At 64.3% G+C, this 16683-nt stretch carries 17 protein-coding genes and 2 pseudogenes; 5 read left to right on the forward strand and 14 right to left on the reverse strand.

Annotation, left to right across the window (positions count from 1 at the left end):
- Positions 1-107: 107 nt before the first annotated feature.
- The 3 genes from EAV90_RS04090 to EAV90_RS04100 all read right to left on the reverse strand — a co-directional run bounded on the left by EAV90_RS04090 (position 108) and on the right by EAV90_RS04100 (position 2086).
- On the reverse strand, positions 108-608 hold the full coding sequence (locus EAV90_RS04090) for a hypothetical protein (protein WP_122400840.1): 501 nt from the start codon (positions 606-608) through the stop codon (positions 108-110).
- Positions 605-1216: a permease gene (locus tag EAV90_RS04095; protein ID WP_162500103.1), complete on the reverse strand. Its 612-nt coding sequence runs from the start codon at positions 1214-1216 to the stop codon at positions 605-607. The genes EAV90_RS04090 and EAV90_RS04095 overlap by 4 nt, the downstream gene beginning before the upstream one ends.
- A gap of 273 nt (positions 1217-1489) precedes the next feature.
- A complete protein-coding gene (locus EAV90_RS04100; RefSeq protein ID WP_061024641.1) occupies positions 1490-2086 on the reverse strand; it encodes a superoxide dismutase in 597 nt (198 codons plus the stop codon).
- Between the two features lie 242 nt (positions 2087-2328).
- Here EAV90_RS04100 and EAV90_RS04105 point away from each other — a divergent pair.
- The 3 genes and pseudogenes from EAV90_RS04105 to EAV90_RS04115 all read left to right on the forward strand — a co-directional run bounded on the left by EAV90_RS04105 (position 2329) and on the right by EAV90_RS04115 (position 4861).
- A pseudogene (locus EAV90_RS04105) lies at positions 2329-2854 on the forward strand (GNAT family N-acetyltransferase).
- A gap of 81 nt (positions 2855-2935) precedes the next feature.
- The gene (locus EAV90_RS04110; protein WP_162500102.1) at positions 2936-4321 is read left to right on the forward strand and encodes an MATE family efflux transporter; all 1386 of its coding nucleotides are present in this window, start codon (positions 2936-2938) and stop codon (positions 4319-4321) included.
- Positions 4322-4450: 129 nt separating this feature from the next.
- Positions 4451-4861, forward strand: a complete 411-nt coding sequence (locus EAV90_RS04115) for a DUF2147 domain-containing protein (protein WP_245509449.1) — start codon at positions 4451-4453, stop codon at positions 4859-4861.
- Here the strand turns inward: EAV90_RS04115 and EAV90_RS04120 are convergent.
- Positions 4858-6009 carry a DUF3095 domain-containing protein gene (locus EAV90_RS04120; protein ID WP_122400836.1) on the reverse strand — a complete coding sequence of 384 codons (1152 nt, stop codon included), beginning with the start codon at positions 6007-6009 and terminating at the stop codon, positions 4858-4860. The genes EAV90_RS04115 and EAV90_RS04120 overlap by 4 nt on opposite strands.
- Before the next feature lie 237 nt (positions 6010-6246).
- On the opposite strand from EAV90_RS04120, the pseudogene EAV90_RS41605 reads away from it, so the two are divergent.
- A pseudogene (locus EAV90_RS41605) lies at positions 6247-6516 on the forward strand (hypothetical protein); the annotation flags it as partial.
- Positions 6517-6521: 5 nt separating this feature from the next.
- Here EAV90_RS41605 and EAV90_RS04135 read toward each other — a convergent pair.
- The 5 genes from EAV90_RS04135 to EAV90_RS04155 form a co-directional block, all read right to left on the reverse strand.
- Entirely contained in the window at positions 6522-6731 is a 210-nt protein-coding gene (locus EAV90_RS04135) for a hypothetical protein (RefSeq protein ID WP_122406371.1), read from the reverse strand.
- Between the two features lie 125 nt (positions 6732-6856).
- On the reverse strand, positions 6857-7579 hold the full coding sequence (locus EAV90_RS04140) for an SDR family NAD(P)-dependent oxidoreductase (RefSeq protein WP_122400835.1): 723 nt from the start codon (positions 7577-7579) through the stop codon (positions 6857-6859).
- Positions 7572-8954, reverse strand: a complete 1383-nt coding sequence (locus EAV90_RS04145; RefSeq protein WP_162500101.1) for a class I adenylate-forming enzyme family protein — start codon at positions 8952-8954, stop codon at positions 7572-7574. Before EAV90_RS04145 ends, EAV90_RS04140 begins: the two co-directional genes overlap by 8 nt.
- Positions 8941-9186: an acyl carrier protein gene (locus EAV90_RS04150; RefSeq protein WP_122400834.1), complete on the reverse strand. Its 246-nt coding sequence runs from the start codon at positions 9184-9186 to the stop codon at positions 8941-8943. The genes EAV90_RS04145 and EAV90_RS04150 overlap by 14 nt, the downstream gene beginning before the upstream one ends.
- A 140-nt stretch (positions 9187-9326) precedes the next feature.
- Positions 9327-11141, reverse strand: coding sequence for a long-chain-acyl-CoA synthetase (locus EAV90_RS04155; RefSeq protein ID WP_122400833.1), 1815 nt, complete (start codon positions 11139-11141; stop codon positions 9327-9329).
- A 354-nt stretch (positions 11142-11495) separates the two neighbouring features.
- Between EAV90_RS04155 and EAV90_RS04160 the strand changes: the two genes are divergently transcribed.
- Complete coding sequence (locus EAV90_RS04160; protein ID WP_129142664.1) at positions 11496-12476, forward strand: Bug family tripartite tricarboxylate transporter substrate binding protein; 981 nt, start codon at positions 11496-11498, stop codon at positions 12474-12476.
- Between the two features lie 32 nt (positions 12477-12508).
- Here the strand turns inward: EAV90_RS04160 and EAV90_RS04165 are convergent, their stop codons facing one another.
- From EAV90_RS04165 to EAV90_RS04185, 5 genes are all read right to left on the reverse strand, one after another.
- Complete coding sequence (locus EAV90_RS04165; protein WP_122400831.1) at positions 12509-12790, reverse strand: DUF3551 domain-containing protein; 282 nt, start codon at positions 12788-12790, stop codon at positions 12509-12511.
- Positions 12791-12822: 32 nt separating this feature from the next.
- A complete protein-coding gene (locus EAV90_RS04170; protein ID WP_122400830.1) occupies positions 12823-13101 on the reverse strand; it encodes a DUF3551 domain-containing protein in 279 nt (92 codons plus the stop codon).
- A gap of 124 nt (positions 13102-13225) precedes the next feature.
- The gene (htpG, locus tag EAV90_RS04175) at positions 13226-15103 is read right to left on the reverse strand and encodes a molecular chaperone HtpG (RefSeq protein ID WP_129142665.1); all 1878 of its coding nucleotides are present in this window, start codon (positions 15101-15103) and stop codon (positions 13226-13228) included.
- Positions 15104-15216: 113 nt separating this feature from the next.
- Positions 15217-15624: a hypothetical protein gene (locus tag EAV90_RS04180; RefSeq protein WP_122400828.1), complete on the reverse strand. Its 408-nt coding sequence runs from the start codon at positions 15622-15624 to the stop codon at positions 15217-15219.
- Between the two features lie 267 nt (positions 15625-15891).
- Positions 15892-16503 (reverse strand): nuclear transport factor 2 family protein, encoded by a 612-nt coding sequence (locus EAV90_RS04185; protein ID WP_122400827.1) that lies wholly within the window; start codon positions 16501-16503, stop codon positions 15892-15894.
- Positions 16504-16683 lie beyond the last annotated feature (180 nt).

The raw sequence follows: 16683 nt of genomic DNA on the forward strand, positions 1-16683 counted from the left end.
TAACATTACGCCTGTCCACGGCGGGTAACGTCATTCCGGGGCGATGCGCAGCACCGAATTATGGTGCGCAGTTGCGCACCTGAGAATCTCGAGATTCGCTCCCCGCCTCACGGCTTCCCGATCAACATCGCGATGGCGGCCGCCACGAACGGGAACGGCACCGAGACGGCGCAGCGGAACCAGACGAAGCGGGCCGGCATGAACGGTATTTCCCACAAGATCACCCGCTGGAAGGCGAACAGCGCCCAGGCGACGACATAGGCGACCACCTGGGGCACCCCGCCACCCGACTTCAGCGCCACGGTGCCGATGGAGAAGCCGATCACGGGACCGCCGGGCGTGGCCGCGCCAGCCAGCACGGCAGTCGCGACCCCGAGCCAGCTGCTGTCCGGACCGAGCCAGCCGGTGATCAACTCCTGCGGGATGATCGCGGCGATGTAGCCGGAGCCGATCACACCCAGCGCGATCCGCGGCACGATGTTGATGAAGTCCATCGAGCCTTCGCGTAGCGAGGCCTTGAACACCGGAGGGCCGCGGCGGAAGGCGATCAGCCCGACGCCGAGCACCGAGCCCCACAGCAAGATGTCGATCAGCAGCGCGGCGCTCAATTCTCGTCGTCCTTCGCGAGCGGCTTCGGGTAGAGCCTGACATAGACGAAGCGGCCGAGCGCGCCGGCGAGCACCGGCAGCGGCAACGAGATCACGATCCGCCACAGCGTGAAATCGGTGCCCATGATCGGGATTTCCCAGGCGACCGCCCTGCCGTAGCCGATCAGGGTCCAGCTCACGACCATGGCAATGGTGGCGCCGAAATCGGCGCCGACCGCCAGCAGCGCGCTTGCGACGGGATAGGCGGTGAAGGGCCCTCCCGGCAGGATTGCGCCGAAGGCGGTGCCGATCAGAAGGCCCATCAGACCGGATTTCGGCCCGAGCGAGCGCGAGACCTTTTCGTGCGGCAGGATCTCGGAGATGAAGGCGCCAAGCAGGCAGCCTGCCAGCACGCGCGGCAGGATGCCGCCGAACAACGAGAGATCGTGAGTGAGAATGTCGAGAACGCCGTCGGCGCCGTCACGCCGCCAGACCAGCACCGCGCTCACCGCCACCAGGATCGCGATGATGATGGTGGACCAGCCGATCGGCTTGCGCACACGCCCTGGCCGCGGCTCGGAGTCTGCGTCCTCGGCAGGCGCCGGTTCTTTCGGGGGAAGTTCTGACAACGGGTGTGGAGCGGCTCGAGGGTGATGCCCGTCCTGATTAAGGGCGGCGTGCCTCCGATGCAAACGGTGTGACGACAGACCCATGCGCGCGCCGCGCAGGGCAATTCCGCACAGCAAAAAGGCGACCGCGTAAGCGACCGCCTTTTTCTATCCTTCTTCTGTTCTGCCATTCCGGGGCAGCGAAGTCGAACCCGGAATCTCGAGATTCTCAGGTGCGCAACTGCGCAGCATAGTTCGATGCTGCGCATCGCCCCGGAATGACGAGGTGAGAACTCACGCCTTCTCGAACAGGGACTCCACGTATTCCCAGTTCACGAGGTTCTCGACGAATGCCTTGAGATAGTCGGGCCGGCGGTTGCGATAGTCGATGTAGTAGGAGTGCTCCCAGACGTCGCAACCGAGGATCGGCGTGGCGCCGTGCACCAGCGGATTCTCGCCGTTCGGGGTCTTGGAGATCTCGAGCTTGCCGTTCTTGACCTGGAGCCAGCACCAGCCGGAGCCGAACTGGCCGACGCCGGCCGCCTGGAAGTCGGCCTTGAACTTCTCGAAGCCGCCGAGGTCCTCGTTGATCTTCTTCTCGAGCTTGCCCGGCAGCTTGGTGCCGCCGCCATTGGGTTTCATCCAGCTCCAGAAGTGGATGTGGTTGTAGTGCTGGCCGGCATTGTTGAACACTGCGGGATTCTTGCCGAACGAGCCCTTGACGATCTCTTCAAGGGACTTGCCTTCCCATTCGGTCCCCTTGAGCGCGTTGTTGCCGTTGGTGACGTAGGCCTGATGATGCTTGTCGTGGTGATATTCCAGCGTCTCCTTCGACATGTACTGGCCGAGGGCGTCATAGGCGTAAGGGAGTGGGGGCAGCGTAAAGGTCATGGGTTCTTGTCCGCAACTGGTGGGGAACGAGTTATAACGGTCACCTCTTATAGAAGGTTCCGCGGCCATTAAATACCTCAGAATTTGCGAAAAGGCGTGATGGGGTGGCCTTCCCGGAATGCACAAATTCGTCGCAACGGGCCGCTGTCGATCAAACCTGCGGTTCGCCATAAAAATATCATTGCCTTTGAAGCGCTTAAGACAGAACAAACGCGCCGCGAAGCAGAGCTGTGAAGGACGACATGAGCATCGAGATCGACATTTTGAACGGCGACGCGTCGTGGCCGATCGCAAAGCCGCTGCTCAGCGCGGTCTGGGGTCAGGACGCAGCGGAGAAGCCGGCCTGGAGCCACGTCAAATGGGCCAATGCCGACCTTCGCGTGCTGATCGAGACGCCCGAGGATGGTCTCGTCTGCCATGTCGGCATCTACTTCCGCACCGTCACCTGGAACGGACAGAAGGTTCACATCGGCGGCATCGGCGGCGTCTGTACGCGGGAAGACCAGCGCGGCCGCGGCTATGCAACCACGGCTCTCGAGGCAGCGGTACATACGATCCGCGCCAACGAGGCGGTCCGTTTCGCCCTGCTGTTCTGCGAGCCGCACAACGCCGCCTTCTACGCGGCCCGGAGCTGGCTGCCCTTCAACGGCGAGGTCTATTGCGAGCAGCCGGAGGGGCGGATCCGGTTCACCTACATGGCTCCTTACGTCTTCCACATCGTCCGCGCCGACGCTGGGCACCATCGACCTATGCGGCCTGCCGTGGTGAGCCCTGCGTGAGCCAGGGCTGCGCCGGCGCCTCATTCTCTTATAATATGTTGATCATCATTTAATTTTCCGCGCGGTGAACATGACGATCGACGCCCCCGCAGATGCCGTCCCGCCGGTTGCGCCGGTCGTCTCACCCATTGCCGGCCTTCTGACCGCGCCGATCCTGCCGACGCTGCTGCGGCTCGCGATCCCCAACATGATCGCGATGGTCGGCAGCACGCTCGTTGCCGTTGCTGAGACCTCCTATATCGGCCGGCTCGGCACCATTCCGCTCGCCGCGATCGCGCTGGTGTTTCCGTTTGCGATGCTGACGCAGATGATGAGTGCGGGCGCGATGGGCGGCGGCGTATCGTCGGCGATCAGCCGCGCGCTCGGTGGGGGGAATCACGACCGCGCCGCGACGCTGGCGCTGCATGCCGCCATCATCGGCCTCTGTGGCGGGCTGTTCTTCACGGTGATGATGCTCGTCTTCGGCCGCTCCTTCTTCGCACTGCTCGGCGGCCGCGAGCGCGTGCTGGAGGAAGCCTGCGGCTATTCGCAGGTGTTGTTCTCCGGCGCGGTCGCGATCTGGCTCGTCAATACACTGGCCTCGGTGATCCGCGGCACCGGGGACATGCGCCTGCCCTCGATGACGCTGATCGGGGCGAGCGTGCTCCAGATCGCGCTTGGCGGTACGCTGGGGCTCGGCCTGTTCGGCGTGCCGCAATTCGGCATGCCGGGCGTGGCGAGCGGCCAGCTGATCGCGTTCAGCTGCGCCGCGATCTTCTTCCTCTGGTATCTCTTGTCCGGCCGCAGCCGATTGCAGCTCGATTTTCGCGCCTTCCATTTCGAACGCGCGATGTTCCTGGACATTCTCAAGGTCGGCGCGGTGGCCTGCCTGTCGCCGCTCCAGACCGTGCTCACCATTCTGATCTTCACGAAGATCCTCGCGACCTTCGGCACCGAGATGCTGGCAGGCTACGGCATCGGATCGCGGCTGGAGTTCTTGCTGATCCCGATCACCTTCGCCTTCGGCATCGCCTCGGTGCCGATGGTCGGTATGGCGATCGGCGCCGGACATATGACGCGCGCGCGGCATGTGGCCTGGACGGCCGCCGCGGCCTCCGGACTCACGGTCGGCCTGATCGGCCTCGCCGTCGCACTTGCTCCGTCGCTGTGGGTCGCGCTGTTCACGCGGGATCCCGGCGTCACCGCCGCCGCGCACAGCTATTTCCACTGGGCAGGTCCGGCGTTCGTGTTCTTCGGCATGGGCGTGTCGCTGTACTTCTCCTCGCAAGGCGCCGCACGCGTCGGCGGCCCCGTGCTCGCGTCCACCGCCCGGCTTCTCATCGTCGCGATCGGCGGCGCCGGCCTGATGACGGCGCAGGCGCCGGCCTGGACCCTGTTCGCGCTAGTCGGCGGCGCCATGGTCGTGTTCGGGCTGTCGACCGCAGCCTCGGTCGCCTTCGTGCGCTGGGGCAAATGATCGCAGGTAGATCAATGCGGGTATATAGACGCAGGAAAGTGATTCCATCCAGCGTTGCACTATCCTGCCGGGCTGCTATGGAGGCGCTCCATTCCGGGGCCTTTCCATGACGCCAGATTCGCTGCATTCATCGTCCTCCTCGCCGCGCTGTTCTGCACGACTGCTGCCCACGCGCAGAGCGCCGACGGGACCTGGCTGACCCAGGCGGGTGATGCCCGCGTCAAGATCAGCAAATGCGGCAGCGGCATCTGCGGCCATATCGTGTGGCTGCGCGAGCCCTATGACACCTCAACCGGCCAGCCGGCCACCGACAGCAAGAATCCCAATCCCGGACTCGCCAAGCGTCCGATGATCGGCTTGCCGTTGTTCAGCGGCATGGAGCCCGCAGGACCGAACAAATGGGCGGGCCAGATCTACAATGCCGATGACGGCAGCACCTATGCGAGCAGTATCAGCCTGACTGGCGCGGATTCGCTGCGGGTCGAAGGCTGCGTCGGCGCGCTCTGCGGCGGTGAAACCTGGACCCGCGCGGGGCGCTAATTTGCTGCCGTCATCGCCTTCAACGCGGTCGCCGCCGAGGCATAGCCGCCCTGCGCGCCGTCGATGAAGTGCACATGGTCGCTGCGCAGCGCCGAGGGCGTGAAGCAGGTCATCATCGCGGCATCCTGCTGATGGATGCCGTAGCGCACGATGCCGTCGCGCGCGGCGGCCGCGAGGCGATCGCTCAGCGCGCGCTCGAGCTGCGGAGTGCAGTCGAGAATCATGCGCAGACCGTCGTCATATTTGCGGAAGTCCGAGTTCTCGACGACCTGGCGTTTGTAGAGGCTCGGCACGAAACCGCCGATCTTGATGTCGAAGCGCATGATCAGATAGGCGAACAGCGTATAGGCCAGCACACTGGCTCTGCGCGCGAGCAGCGGACCGCCGCGTTTGGTGCGGGCTTCGAGCTCGAGCCCCTGCGGCGGCCATTTCAGCGGCGGCCCCTGCGGAGGCACCGGGCGGCCGCCCTCCGGACTACGCTCGACGAGATGGATGATGTCCTCGATCACCTTGCGGAAGGCGTGCGGATCGACGCCGCGCACCGGCATCACCAGCACCGACAGGATCAGGCCGCGCGCAGCCGGCATCACCTCGAACCGGCACGATAGTCCGGAGAGGTCCGGTTGCGTGCCGGCGGGCGCCTCCGTGACCGCAAACTCGCCGCGCTTCATCGCGGCATCGGCCCAGGCAAGCCCGCCGCCTGAGAACATCGCATAGGACAGGTTTGCCGACGGCCCGAACCGGGCGACGCGCACGTCAAGGCCTTGAGCGCGAATGACGCCGACCGGCACCAGTGCGACGCGCATGGTCAGATCGAGATCTTCCCGCACCCAGGTCGCGGTCGCAGCCAGTGCCTCGCGAGCAAGTTCGATATCGTCCGGCGCGACCGCGAAGCTCGCGCCGTCGCCGCCGAACACGAAGGGGAATTCGCGCCCTCCCAGCGCGTTGGTCACCGCCGCGATCACCGCCGCGCCGGCCATATTCACCGCCTTGTACCGTTGCGCCGCGATCGCCTTGGTCGAATCGACGATGTCGGCAACACCGATGCTCCAGTCGTCCGGCAGCGGCGAATAGAGCGCAGGATCCATCAGGCTGGTGAAGCCCCGGAAGACGGGAATGCCGCCATAGAAGGATTCGCCTGAGGTCATCGGGAATGCCGGATGGTTGGGATGTAAAATAAATACGTGGGATGATCGATCCGGGTTCGCTGGGCGCCCCGTCTCAATCATTGGCCGAAACGGCCCCGGACAACAAGATGCGGCCGCGCTGCAATGCCGCGGCGGGATCATTGATCGGCATCAAACGGCCGGCGGAGGAGAGCGGCTATCGTTGGTCGGCTCGCACGGGATGATCGAGGTGTCCGATTTCGGCAACAAGGACTCACCGAAGCGCACCACCTGACCCGCTCGGATGCGATCTGCAAGCTGATCGAGCCAGGCCTGAGGATCGCGCCCCCGGTCCTCACGTCGGCACATCCGATCGCATCGGACGCCACCAGGATCGAAGAGATCGCAACGCACGAGATCGAATCGTGTCGTCCCGCATTGCCGGCGCACGAACGCGAGCGCCGCCTCCGCCGCCTTACCGAAGGACCGCCGGAATTTTCGCACGAACGAATTGACCTGCCGAAGGACTTGCCCAAGCGGCGGACGTGAGCGGGTTAGTGCAGCTTCTCGTCTTGACGCTTGCGCAAGGCGTCGAGAGACGCATCATGGCAGCCGATCAGGCGGACGAATTGCTGTGGGTACATTTCATGTCCATGGCCACCGGAATTCTGATGCGACATCGGCGTGCAGTGGACATCGTCGGGGTTCGCACGGGATTGCTCCGTGTGGCCCTGATTTGAAGCCGTCATGTTTGGCGTGGCCATGGACTGCTCCCTGTCGATTAGGGCAGATCGATTGACGTAACCCAATCGATTGCGGGGCATCTTACGACCAAATCCGGCTGAATGTCATTGCCGGATCAAATGCGATCATGACGGCAGAGTTCCGCTTACGCCGTGTTCCCCGCGTCGACGGTGAACACCGTCCCGGTGACATTGCGGCCGCCTTCGCCCAGCAGATATTCCACCATGCGCGCGACGTCGTCCGTCTCCGGGAGGCGGCGCAGCGCGCTGCGGCCGGCGATGCGCTTGCGGCCCTCGTCGGAGAGATTGTGGGTGAGCTCCGTGTCGATGAAGCCCGGAGCGATCGCATTCACGGTGATGCCGAGCTTGCCGACCTCGCGCGCGAGCGAGCGGGTGAAGCCGGTGGCGGCCGCCTTGGTCGCGCCGTAGACCGAGAGCCCGTTGTAGCCCGTGGTCGCGATGATCGAGGAGATGTTGACGATGCGGCCGGCGCCATCGGCCATCATCTGCCGCGCGACATATTTGGTGAGGATGATCGGCGACAGCACGTTGAGTTGCACCAGCGCCGCAATCTCGGAATTGCGCATGGTGGCGAGCAGGCCTTCGGTGCCGAGGCCGGCATTGTTGACGAGGCCGTAGATCGGGCCGAATTCGTCGCGCACCAGCTTTGCAAAGGCCGGGATCGCATCGATCACGGCAAGATCGCAGGCGCGGAAGTGCAGACGCTCCTCGGACCCGGCGATGGCCGCCTTGAGCTCGTCGCTCTCGCGCCGTGCGGCCGCGATCACGTTGAAGCCTGCACCAACGAGGCGCCTCGCAATCGCTAGCCCAATGCCGCGGCTGCCACCGGTGACGAGAACATTATACATCGGTGCGCGCCAGTTTTCCGGCCGGGGTGACGTCGAGTGCCTCGACGAAGCGGATCACCGCCGGCACCTTGTGGGACGCGAGCTGGGCGCGGCAATGCTCCAGGATCTGGTCGCGGATCTCCTTCGCGCGTGCCTGATCGGTGCCCTCAGTGAGGATTACGTCGGCGACGACGATGCCGCCGGTGATCGGGCTGCGGCGGGATTTGGCCCGCGACATCCGCACGTCGGGATGGCGGTTGATTACCGCCTCGATCTCCTCGGGGTGGACCTTCAGCCCGCCGATATTGATGATGCCGCCGCGACGGCCGACGAAATAATAGCGGTCGCCGCGCAGCTCGACGATGTCGCCGCTGTCGACGAAGCCGTCGGCATCGGTGAGCGCCGCCGCATTGCGGCCAACATAGGCATGCGCGGTGCGCGCCGAGCGGATTCGCAGCGAGGCGTCGGTGACCTTCATCTCGACGCCGTTGCGGTTGCCGAGATAATCGGCCGGAAAGCCTTCCAGCCCGTCATTCACGGCGAAGCCGACGCCGGCCTCGGTTGAGGCATAGGCATGGCCGACGGAGGCATTGGGGAACGCCGCCTTCAAACCGTCCAGCACCGCCTGGTCTGCGATTTCGCCCGAGAGACGGACGTAAGCCGGGGCGAATTGCGCCGCCGAACCGCTCATCAAGAGCTTGCGCCAATGCGAGGGCGTACCGGAGATGTGCGAGACGCCGCGCGCCTTCAGCCGCGCGACGTGATCGGCGAGCGATTCATGCGGATCGGACAGCACCATCGAGCCGCCGGAAAGAACGGCGCGGAGGAATATCTGCAGGCCGCCATAGCGGCGAATGTCGTAAAACGTCGCCCAGACCGGCGCCTGACCACGTGCAGGGCCTTCAGCGACGATCGCCCCGGTCAAGGCTTCCAGCGTATGGCCGACGATCTTTGGCACGCCTGAGGTGCCCGAGGTGAGCATCAGCCATTCGGTCGCGCGCTCGGACTTGGCCGGCGCGATGACTTGAAGCGGCAATCGCGCGACGACGACCAGCGGCACGCAGGTGTCCGCCCAGCGGTCGGGCTCATCGGTGACGACCGCATCGATCCCGGCATCCGCGATCAAGGCATCGAGATGCGCCGGATTGAGATCCGGCGGGCACAGCAGCATGCGGCGGGCGATGCCGTCGAGCTCGATCATGGCAAGGCCCGACCGGAGCTGGTCTGACAGCTTGAGCAGCACGGCACGGCCCGACAGCTCGCGCAGCCGGCCGCCCAGGACCGTGTGCGACAGGATGTCGGTCAGCGACACGACATCGTGCGCATCGGAGATCGTGCGGCCTTTCAGCTCCGCGCCGAGATGGTCGCGGAGCGCAAAGATCTCACGCGGGGACATTTGCGTAGGCTCGCACGAAATCGCCCACCGTGGCGGGAAACGCGGCGTCCTCGGAAATGGTGAAGGGGTCGACGCCGATCTCGTCCTCGAGCCGCGCCACGAGAATCGCGAAGGCGAGCGAATCGAAGCCCGTCTCGTGCAGCGACAGATCGTCCGACAGCTCCGGAAGCGTGACGTTCTGCTCCTTGGCGATCTGCTGGATCGCTTCAATGACCTTAGACCTTACCGACATGGCTGGCTCGCTTTTCGTTATCGTTCGTGTTGCGGCGGCTCTTGATGACCGCCTCCCATGGCCGTCTGTTTACCCGACACAAGTAAATGGCTTCTTGGACAATTCAGATAAAATTGGACCTATCTGCGGATTTCCGCGCGCTATACCCGAACCACCCCCTCAATAATCTTCGTAAATCCCTCTGAATCGAGCGTGACGTAGGCCCCCGACTTCGGATCGAGCATGAATAGCGGATCGCTTATCGCGCCGGGGTCGAATCCCTCCCGCGCGAGCTCGCCCTTCTTCTGCTTGAAGGTCTCGGTCGCATCGATTTCGCTGGAGATACGGATGAAGACGGGACGGGCATAGGCCGGCAGCCGCTGCGCGAGATGGACGGGCAGTGCGGAAATGTCAAAGCCGTCGTTCACGACGAGCGCGCTCATGCCGGCACGGCCATCCGCTCCGGGAATGCTGACGCCATAGGTGGTGGCGTCGATCACGCCGGCGAAGTCGCGCACGGCATCGTTGACTTCCGAGGTCGCGACATTTTCGCCCTTCCAGCGGAAGGTGTCGCCGATGCGATCGACGAAATGGAAAAAGCCCTTGTCATCGATCCGCATCAGATCGCCAGTGCGGAACCAGGCATCGCCCTTGGCGAAGACGTCGCGCAGAATCTTCTTCTCGGTCTCACCGGCATCAGTGTAGCCCTCGAAGCGGCCGCCGCCCTCGTCCGCGGTTCCGATGCGGCCGATGGCCTCGCCGGGCTCGCCGCGAGCGCAGGCGATGCAGAAGCCCTCGTCATTGCGTAGAGGCGCGCCGCTGTCGGGATCGAGCTTGACGAGACTGGCCGGGAAGCGGTGCGCGAGCAGCGGCGGGACGCGCCCGATCGCGCCAGGCTGTCCCTCGACGTTGAACAGCGAGAAATTGCCTTCCGTCGCCGCGTAGAATTCGAGGACGCGCGGAATGGAAAAGCGCGCCTGGAAATCCTCCCAGATGTCGCCGCGCAGGCCGTTGCCGCAGACGAGCCGCAGGCGGTGCTGATTCTCGTATTCCGACGGCGCCGCCTTCAGCAGGTAGCGGCAGAGCTCGCCGATATACTGGAACAGCGTGCAGTCATGCCGTACGACGTCAGGCCAGAAGTTCGAAGCCGAGAATTTTTCCGCAATCACCACCGAGCCGCCGGCGGCCAGCATGCTGCATGGCGCGACGATGCCGCCGACCGAATGGAATAGCGGCAGACAATCGTAGAGCCGATCCTGCGGCGTCGCGCCCGTGAGGCCGGCGAACCAGAAGCCCCAATTGAGGATGCGGCGATGGCTGATGCTGGCCGCTTTCGGCAGACCGGTGGTACCTGAGGTGTAGATCAGCAGCGCACGGTCGTTGATGCTGACCTTGCCGTGTTCCTCCGGCGAGAGCGGGCCATCGTCGAGGACAGCAAGCGCGGCATCGATCGCGCGTTCACCACGAGCATTGCCGTGGGTCCAAACCTTGGGCTGCGTCCTCATATACGGCGTTGCGCTCTCCAGCACCACCACGAGATCGTGCGCGACGACGATGTGCGCCGGCTTTGCGAGATTGAGGCAATGCGCGAGCGATTGGCCGACAAGCTTCGTGTTGATCAGCGCAACCACACCGCCGATCCGGCTGATGCCGAGCCAGGCGGCAACATAGTCGATGCCGTTCGCCATGATCAGCGCAACGGTATCGCCCTTGGCCACGCCGACAGAGCGCGCCCAGCGCGCATAGCGGTTGATGCGCTTCGACAAGCCTTCATAGTCGAGCGCCGCGTCATCGGTGACCAGCGCGATGCGATCAGGCTGGCGGACCGCCCAATCCTCGACGACATCGGCGAACAGCCGGCCTGGCAGCGTCTCGATCCGGGCTGTCAGCTCGATCGCCTTCAGCCAGATCTTAGAAGCCGAGGACGTGCGCGCCGCTTTCGGCTGCTCGATGACGCCGGTGGTCATGTTGTTCACTCTTGCGGACCGTCTGCTGGTTTCCGGCAACTTAGCCCGCCCGCCCTGCCCAGGTGTTAAGGGACAAGGTAAAACTCCGTTAGTGTGCGATTAACTCTAGCCATCCTTTACCAAGTCGATCGGATCGGCGTGCGCGGCTGCACAATTCTTGCGATAGCAGCGATGCCGAGCGGGCACTCTTACCCTCTCCCCTGGAAGAGAGTGGCGCGCGCAGCGCGACGGGTGAGGGTCTCTCTCCTCACGGGCCATCTCGCCATTGGCGACAACCCTCATCCGGCGCTTCGCGCCACCTTCTCCCGCAAGGAGCGAAGGAAGAAGAGCGCGTGGCTTCAGTTTCTTGTTGAGGCAAGACAGATGATCACCAGACGACATTTCCTTCAAACCGCCGCCTGCACCGCAGCCGCGCTCGCCGCGCCGCGTGCCTTTGCTCTCGACAATCCGTCCTATCCCGCGCGCAGTGTGAAATGGGTGGTGCCCTATGCGCCCGGTGGCGCGACCGACCTGCTGTCTCGGCTGCTCTGCCAGCGGCTGTCCGACCGGCTCGGCCAGACCTTCGTCGTCGAGAACAAGCCCGGCGCCGGCAGCAATATCGGGACGCAGGCGGTCATCTCTTCCGCACCCGACGGCTACACGCTGCTGCTGACCTCGACCGCGAACGCGATCAACGCCTCGTTCGATCCGGCGTTGCCCTATGATTTCGCCAAGGGCATCGCACCGGTCGCCGGCGTTGCGCGGATACCGCTGGTGCTGGTCGTCAACAACGACCTGCCGGTGAAGACCGTCGCCGACTTCATCGCCTACGCCAAGGCCAATCCCGGCAAGATATCGATCGCCTCCTCGGGCATCGGCACCTCGCTGCACCTCTCCGGCGAATTGTTCAAGTCGCTGGCCGGCGTGCAGTTCACCCACGTCCCCTATCGCGGCTCGGCGCCGGGCCTGACCGATATGATGAGCGGGCAGATCCAGGGCATGTTCGACAATGTCTCCTCGTCCTTCGAGCTGGTGCGCGCCGGCAAGCTGCGCGCCCTCGGCATCACCACGCGCGAGCGCTCGGAAATCTTGCCCGACGTGCCGTCGATCGCCGACGCGCTGCCCGGCTACGAGACGTCATCGTTCTACGGCGTCGGCGCCCCGCGCGACACGCCGCGCGAGATCGTCGATCTGCTCAATCGCGAGATCGACGCCGCGCTGTCTGATTCCGGTATCAAGGCCCGTGTCGCCGAGCTCGGCGCGATCCCGCTGCACGGCAATGCCCATGAGTTCGGCAACATGCTGGCGACGGAAACCGATCGCTGGCGCAAGGTGGTCGAGCTGTCGGGAATCAGGAAGGATTGACCTTGCGAGGGTCTGCTCGCAAGGCGCGCCGATTACCCGTTGGGCCACTCGCCGCTACGCCGCAAGCGAGATCGCGGCGGCGCGTGGACCGGATAGTACGGATTGAGATCGCAGATCGCCGAACGGCCGGCGGCCGTGGCGCGACACTGCGGCAGCGAGGTGAAGGAGCAGTCGTACCACTCCCCACCACCGCCGTTCGCGCCGGAATAGACGTGCATGCAGACGGGATAACGCGGATCAAAGGTCTGCGCCTGGGATGGCGCGGCCGGAAGCAGCGCGCCGGCAATCATGATCAGGCCGAACGAGAAACGCATGGAAGGTAGTCTGCTATGCCGCATCGGAATCGCTAATGCACTTTCTTGTGACGCCGGCGCGGCGGCGGCGGTTCATCGAAGGCGTAATAAGGATTGAGATCGCAGCTGGCCGCGCGGCCCGATGCCGTGGCGCGACATTGCGGCAGCGACGTGAAGGAACAGTCGAAATAGTCACCACCGCCACCGGTGAAGCCCCCGGGCGTATAGACGTGCATACATACCGGGTAGCGCGGATCGTAGGTCTGGGCGCTGGCATCGGCGGCAACGAACAGCGTGGCAATCGCGATGAGGGTCAAAATCGGCAAGCGCATGGAGACATCCTCGACATCGACGGTGTCGGCTGATGCCGACGGCCTGCTATGGCATAACGGCAGGCCGGAGGCGACTGTTCCTAGGGACAGATGACGGCAAGGTGAGTACGCTGGGGCTGCGGCGCTACGCGCCGAGCCCCTGTAACACCAGCCGGTTCAGCCTTGCCGCGAACGCCGCCGGGTCTTCCGGCAATTCGCCGTCCAGGATCTGCGCCTGTTCGAGCAGGAGCAGGCTGAGATCGTCGACGACCTTCGAGCCAGCTTGCGCCTTGGTGACCGCGGTGACCAGCGGATGGCGCAGATTGATTTCGAGGATCGGCTTGGTCTTCATGCCGCGGTTCTGCTGCGACAGGATGCGCTCGAGCTCGCGGCTGGGGCCCTGGCTATCGGCGACGAGGCAGGAGGCCGAGCTGGTAAGCCGCGTCGAGGCCTTGACGTCGCTGACGCGCTCGCCGAGCGAGGCCTTGATGACCGCGATGGTGGCCGCTTCGTCCGCGGCGGGCTCGTCCTTCCTCGGCTCGTCCTTGTCGTCGATACGCGGGATCAGGTCGAGATTGAGATCGCCCTGGCTCAGCGACTTCAGCGGCTTGCCTTCGAACTCCGATGGCATCGAGGTCCAGAAGGCATCGACAGGATCGGACAGCAGCAGCACCTCGATGCCGCGCGCGGTCGCAGCTTCCAGCCGCGGGTTGGATTTCAGCCGCTCGATGCTGTCGCCGACCAGATAATAGATCTCGGTCTGGTTCGGCTTGAAGTCGGCGACGACCTGCTTCAGCGACCGCTTCTCGCCCGACGTGGTGGTGAAGCGCGACAGCGCGAGCAGCTTTTCGCGCCGCTCGAAATCCTCGTAGATGCCTTCCTTCAATACCGCGCCGAAGGCGTCCCATATCTTGGTAAAATTGTCCGGATCCTTCTCGGCAAGGCTTTCGAGCTCGGATACGACGCGGGTCGCCACCGCTTTGCGGATCTGCGCGAGCTGCGGATTGTTCTGGAGCATCTCGCGCGAAATATTGAGCGGGAGATCTTCGCTGTCGACCACGCCGCGGATGAAGCGCAAGTAGCCCGGCAACAGATCGGCATCATCGGTGATGAAGACACGCCGGACGTAGAGCTTCACTCGCCCCTTGCGGTTCGGCTCGAACAGGTCGAACGGCTTGGTCGAGGGCGCGAACAGCAGCACGGCGTAGGAGTAGCGCCCTTCCGCGCGGTAATGCAGCGTCATGGCGGGATCGTCGAAGGCGGAGGCGATCTGCTGATAGGCCTTCTTGTAATCGTCTGCCGTCAGCGCGGATTTCGCGCGCTGCCACAGCGCGCTCGCCGAATTGATCTGGCGCGGCTCACCTTCTTCCGGCACGAGCTCGATCGGAAACAGGATGTTGTCCGAATAGGCCGTGACGATGCGCTGGATCTCGTAGGTCTCGAGATACCTTTTCGCATCGTCCTTCAGATGCAGGACGATCTCGGTGCCGCGCGTCACGCGCGCCGCCTCCTCGTCGCTGGCACGGGCGATTTCGAAGCCGGAGCCGCCGGAGGAGGTCCACGTCCAGACGTCGCTCTCCCCGGCGCGGCGGCTGATCACGACGATCTTCTCGGCGACCATGAAGGCGGAATAGAAGCCAACGCCGAACTGGCCGATCAGGCCGAGCCCGTCCTTGGCCTCTTTCAGCTTGGACACGAACGCCTTGGTGCCGGAACGGGCGATGGTGCCGAGGTGGTCGATCAGCTCCTGCCGCTCCATGCCGATGCCATTGTCGGCGATCGTGAGCGTCTTGGCCGTCTTGTTCGGAATGATGCGGATCTTGAGCGTGTCGCCTTCACCCAGCAGGGCGGGACTTGCGATGGCCTCGTAGCGCAGCTTGTCGCAGGCATCGGAGGCATTGGAGATGAGTTCGCGGAGGAAGATGTCGGTTTCCGAATAAACGGAGTGCACCATCAGGTGCAGCAGTTCGGAAACTTCGGCCTGGAAAGGCTGCGTATGCACAGCCGTATCTGACGTCGTCATGCGCTTACCCGGTCAAAACAAAGGGAGGAACCCGGATATAGCGCGAGGCAACGGCGGATCAAGAGGATGTGAAGCATCCCCCCGGCGCAGCCACCATCACAAGGGGGCGCGGATCAGGTCACGCAACGGCCGGGCTGGAGCAGCCTTGCGACCTCGGTCAGGGAGCTGACCATCGGCTCACAGGCGATCGTCGGCTTGGTGCGAGGCTTCTTCTGGTTCTGGAGCAGCACGGGCGGCTTGGCGTTGCCGCTCTCGATCACCGCCGGGACCCGCAGCAGCACCGACGTATCGGGAAGGTCGTTCAACCGCATCGACACCGTGCGGGTGGAAACTGCTGCCGGCTGGACCTCCCCGAGCCGGTCCGCCTTCGCGGCGCGATTGACGTTGTGGCCCGGCTTGTCAGCCTTGGCGGCGACCGCTTGCCAGCGGTCAGCCAGATCGTGGCCGGAGGCTAATTGCACGGCGCCAAGCGAGGCGGCGATCGCGATGGCGCTCAAAAATACCTTTTGAATCTGTGACATGGCTGACGGTCCCTCGCCCCATGGCGATCGCGGGAACAACGCCGGCAGAGGATCGGGGGTTCTCGGCCGTTACGATCACTTAACCGTGTGCGAAAAATGCCGCAGGGCCGACAAAATATTTCGCAAGCCGTGGAACGACTCTGCCAGTCGGGAGTCGTCTCAGCAGCCGGCTATTCCCCCCTGCCCCATAAGCCGGCGACGTAGGGCGCGACTGTGGTGATGCCAGTCGCGCCTTACTTTTGTCTGGAGCTCACTTGGTGCGAGTTATTAGGCCTTCCCCGTCAGCCAGTCCCGCCCCTCGCCATAGAGCTTCTCGACCTCAGGCCCGATCAGGCCCGGCATGTCACGCTTGACCTTGTAGCCGATCAGCTCCTGCGCATAGGCGAGGTGGCGATAGCCTTCGGGCAGCGCAGCGAGCGCCTGCTGATCGAGGCGAAGCGTCGCGGCAGGATCGACCGGATCAATCCGGTCCTTCTCATAGATCGGCTGGCGGCGGACGATGCCCCATTTGCTAATACCTGATTGGTCCTGCCGCTTCTCCAGGAAATCGTAGAACCGCCCGGTGCAGACGACGTCGCAGAGCACGTCGTGCACCAGAGCGCGCTGCGAGATCGTCATCTTGGTCTGGGCGATGGCCCGCTCGCCGGCGAGATCGATGCTCGTGCCACCGAGGAAATGCAGGATGCGCACGCCCTTGGCAAACCCCTCCTGGCTGACGCGTATGAAATCCCGCGCCGGTCCCTGAAACCAGGTGGCGGACATCCAGCCCTCTTGGTGCCAGACGGTGGCAAACCGCTCCCAATCACCAGCATCGCGCCACACCACCCAGTTCTCGACGAGGTCGCGAATGGCAAGGCGATCGAGGAGTTGCTGATCCATGGTCGTGTCTCTCCCGGCGGCTTGAGCCTGCAATGGATGTCATCGGCCCGACGTATCAAAGGGGCAATTTGGTCGCCGTCAAGCGGCAGGGCATCGCGGTCGTTCCAGCTGCCCACAACGGAGTGAGCGCGATGCGTGCGACACGCCTTGCAATCAACCGGACGGCGATTAGTATCCGCG

This window comes from Bradyrhizobium vignae (assembly GCF_004114425.1).
In the GTDB taxonomy this organism is placed as follows: Bacteria; Pseudomonadota; Alphaproteobacteria; order Rhizobiales; family Xanthobacteraceae; genus Bradyrhizobium; species Bradyrhizobium vignae.

What these genes read in the sequence shown, in the direction of transcription:
- EAV90_RS04120 (WP_122400836.1), bottom strand. Translation starts at nt 6,009, where the DNA reads ATGACCTCAGGCGAATCCTTCTATGGCGGCATTCCCGTCTTCCGGGGC.
- EAV90_RS04185 (WP_122400827.1), bottom strand. Translation starts at nt 16,503, where the DNA reads ATGGATCAGCAACTCCTCGATCGCCTTGCCATTCGCGACCTCGTCGAG.
- EAV90_RS04170 (WP_122400830.1), bottom strand. Translation starts at nt 13,101, where the DNA reads ATGCGCTTGCCGATTTTGACCCTCATCGCGATTGCCACGCTGTTCGTT.
- EAV90_RS04145 (WP_162500101.1), bottom strand. Translation starts at nt 8,954, where the DNA reads ATGTCCCCGCGTGAGATCTTTGCGCTCCGCGACCATCTCGGCGCGGAG.
- EAV90_RS04160 (WP_129142664.1), top strand. Translation starts at nt 11,496, where the DNA reads ATGATCACCAGACGACATTTCCTTCAAACCGCCGCCTGCACCGCAGCC.
- EAV90_RS04150 (WP_122400834.1), bottom strand. Translation starts at nt 9,186, where the DNA reads ATGTCGGTAAGGTCTAAGGTCATTGAAGCGATCCAGCAGATCGCCAAG.
- EAV90_RS04180 (WP_122400828.1), bottom strand. Translation starts at nt 15,624, where the DNA reads ATGTCACAGATTCAAAAGGTATTTTTGAGCGCCATCGCGATCGCCGCC.
- EAV90_RS04135 (WP_122406371.1), bottom strand. Translation starts at nt 6,731, where the DNA reads ATGGCCACGCCAAACATGACGGCTTCAAATCAGGGCCACACGGAGCAA.
- EAV90_RS04140 (WP_122400835.1), bottom strand. Translation starts at nt 7,579, where the DNA reads ATGTATAATGTTCTCGTCACCGGTGGCAGCCGCGGCATTGGGCTAGCG.
- htpG (WP_129142665.1), bottom strand. Translation starts at nt 15,103, where the DNA reads ATGACGACGTCAGATACGGCTGTGCATACGCAGCCTTTCCAGGCCGAA.
- EAV90_RS04165 (WP_122400831.1), bottom strand. Translation starts at nt 12,790, where the DNA reads ATGCGTTTCTCGTTCGGCCTGATCATGATTGCCGGCGCGCTGCTTCCG.
- EAV90_RS04100 (WP_061024641.1), bottom strand. Translation starts at nt 2,086, where the DNA reads ATGACCTTTACGCTGCCCCCACTCCCTTACGCCTATGACGCCCTCGGC.
- EAV90_RS04110 (WP_162500102.1), top strand. Translation starts at nt 2,936, where the DNA reads ATGACGATCGACGCCCCCGCAGATGCCGTCCCGCCGGTTGCGCCGGTC.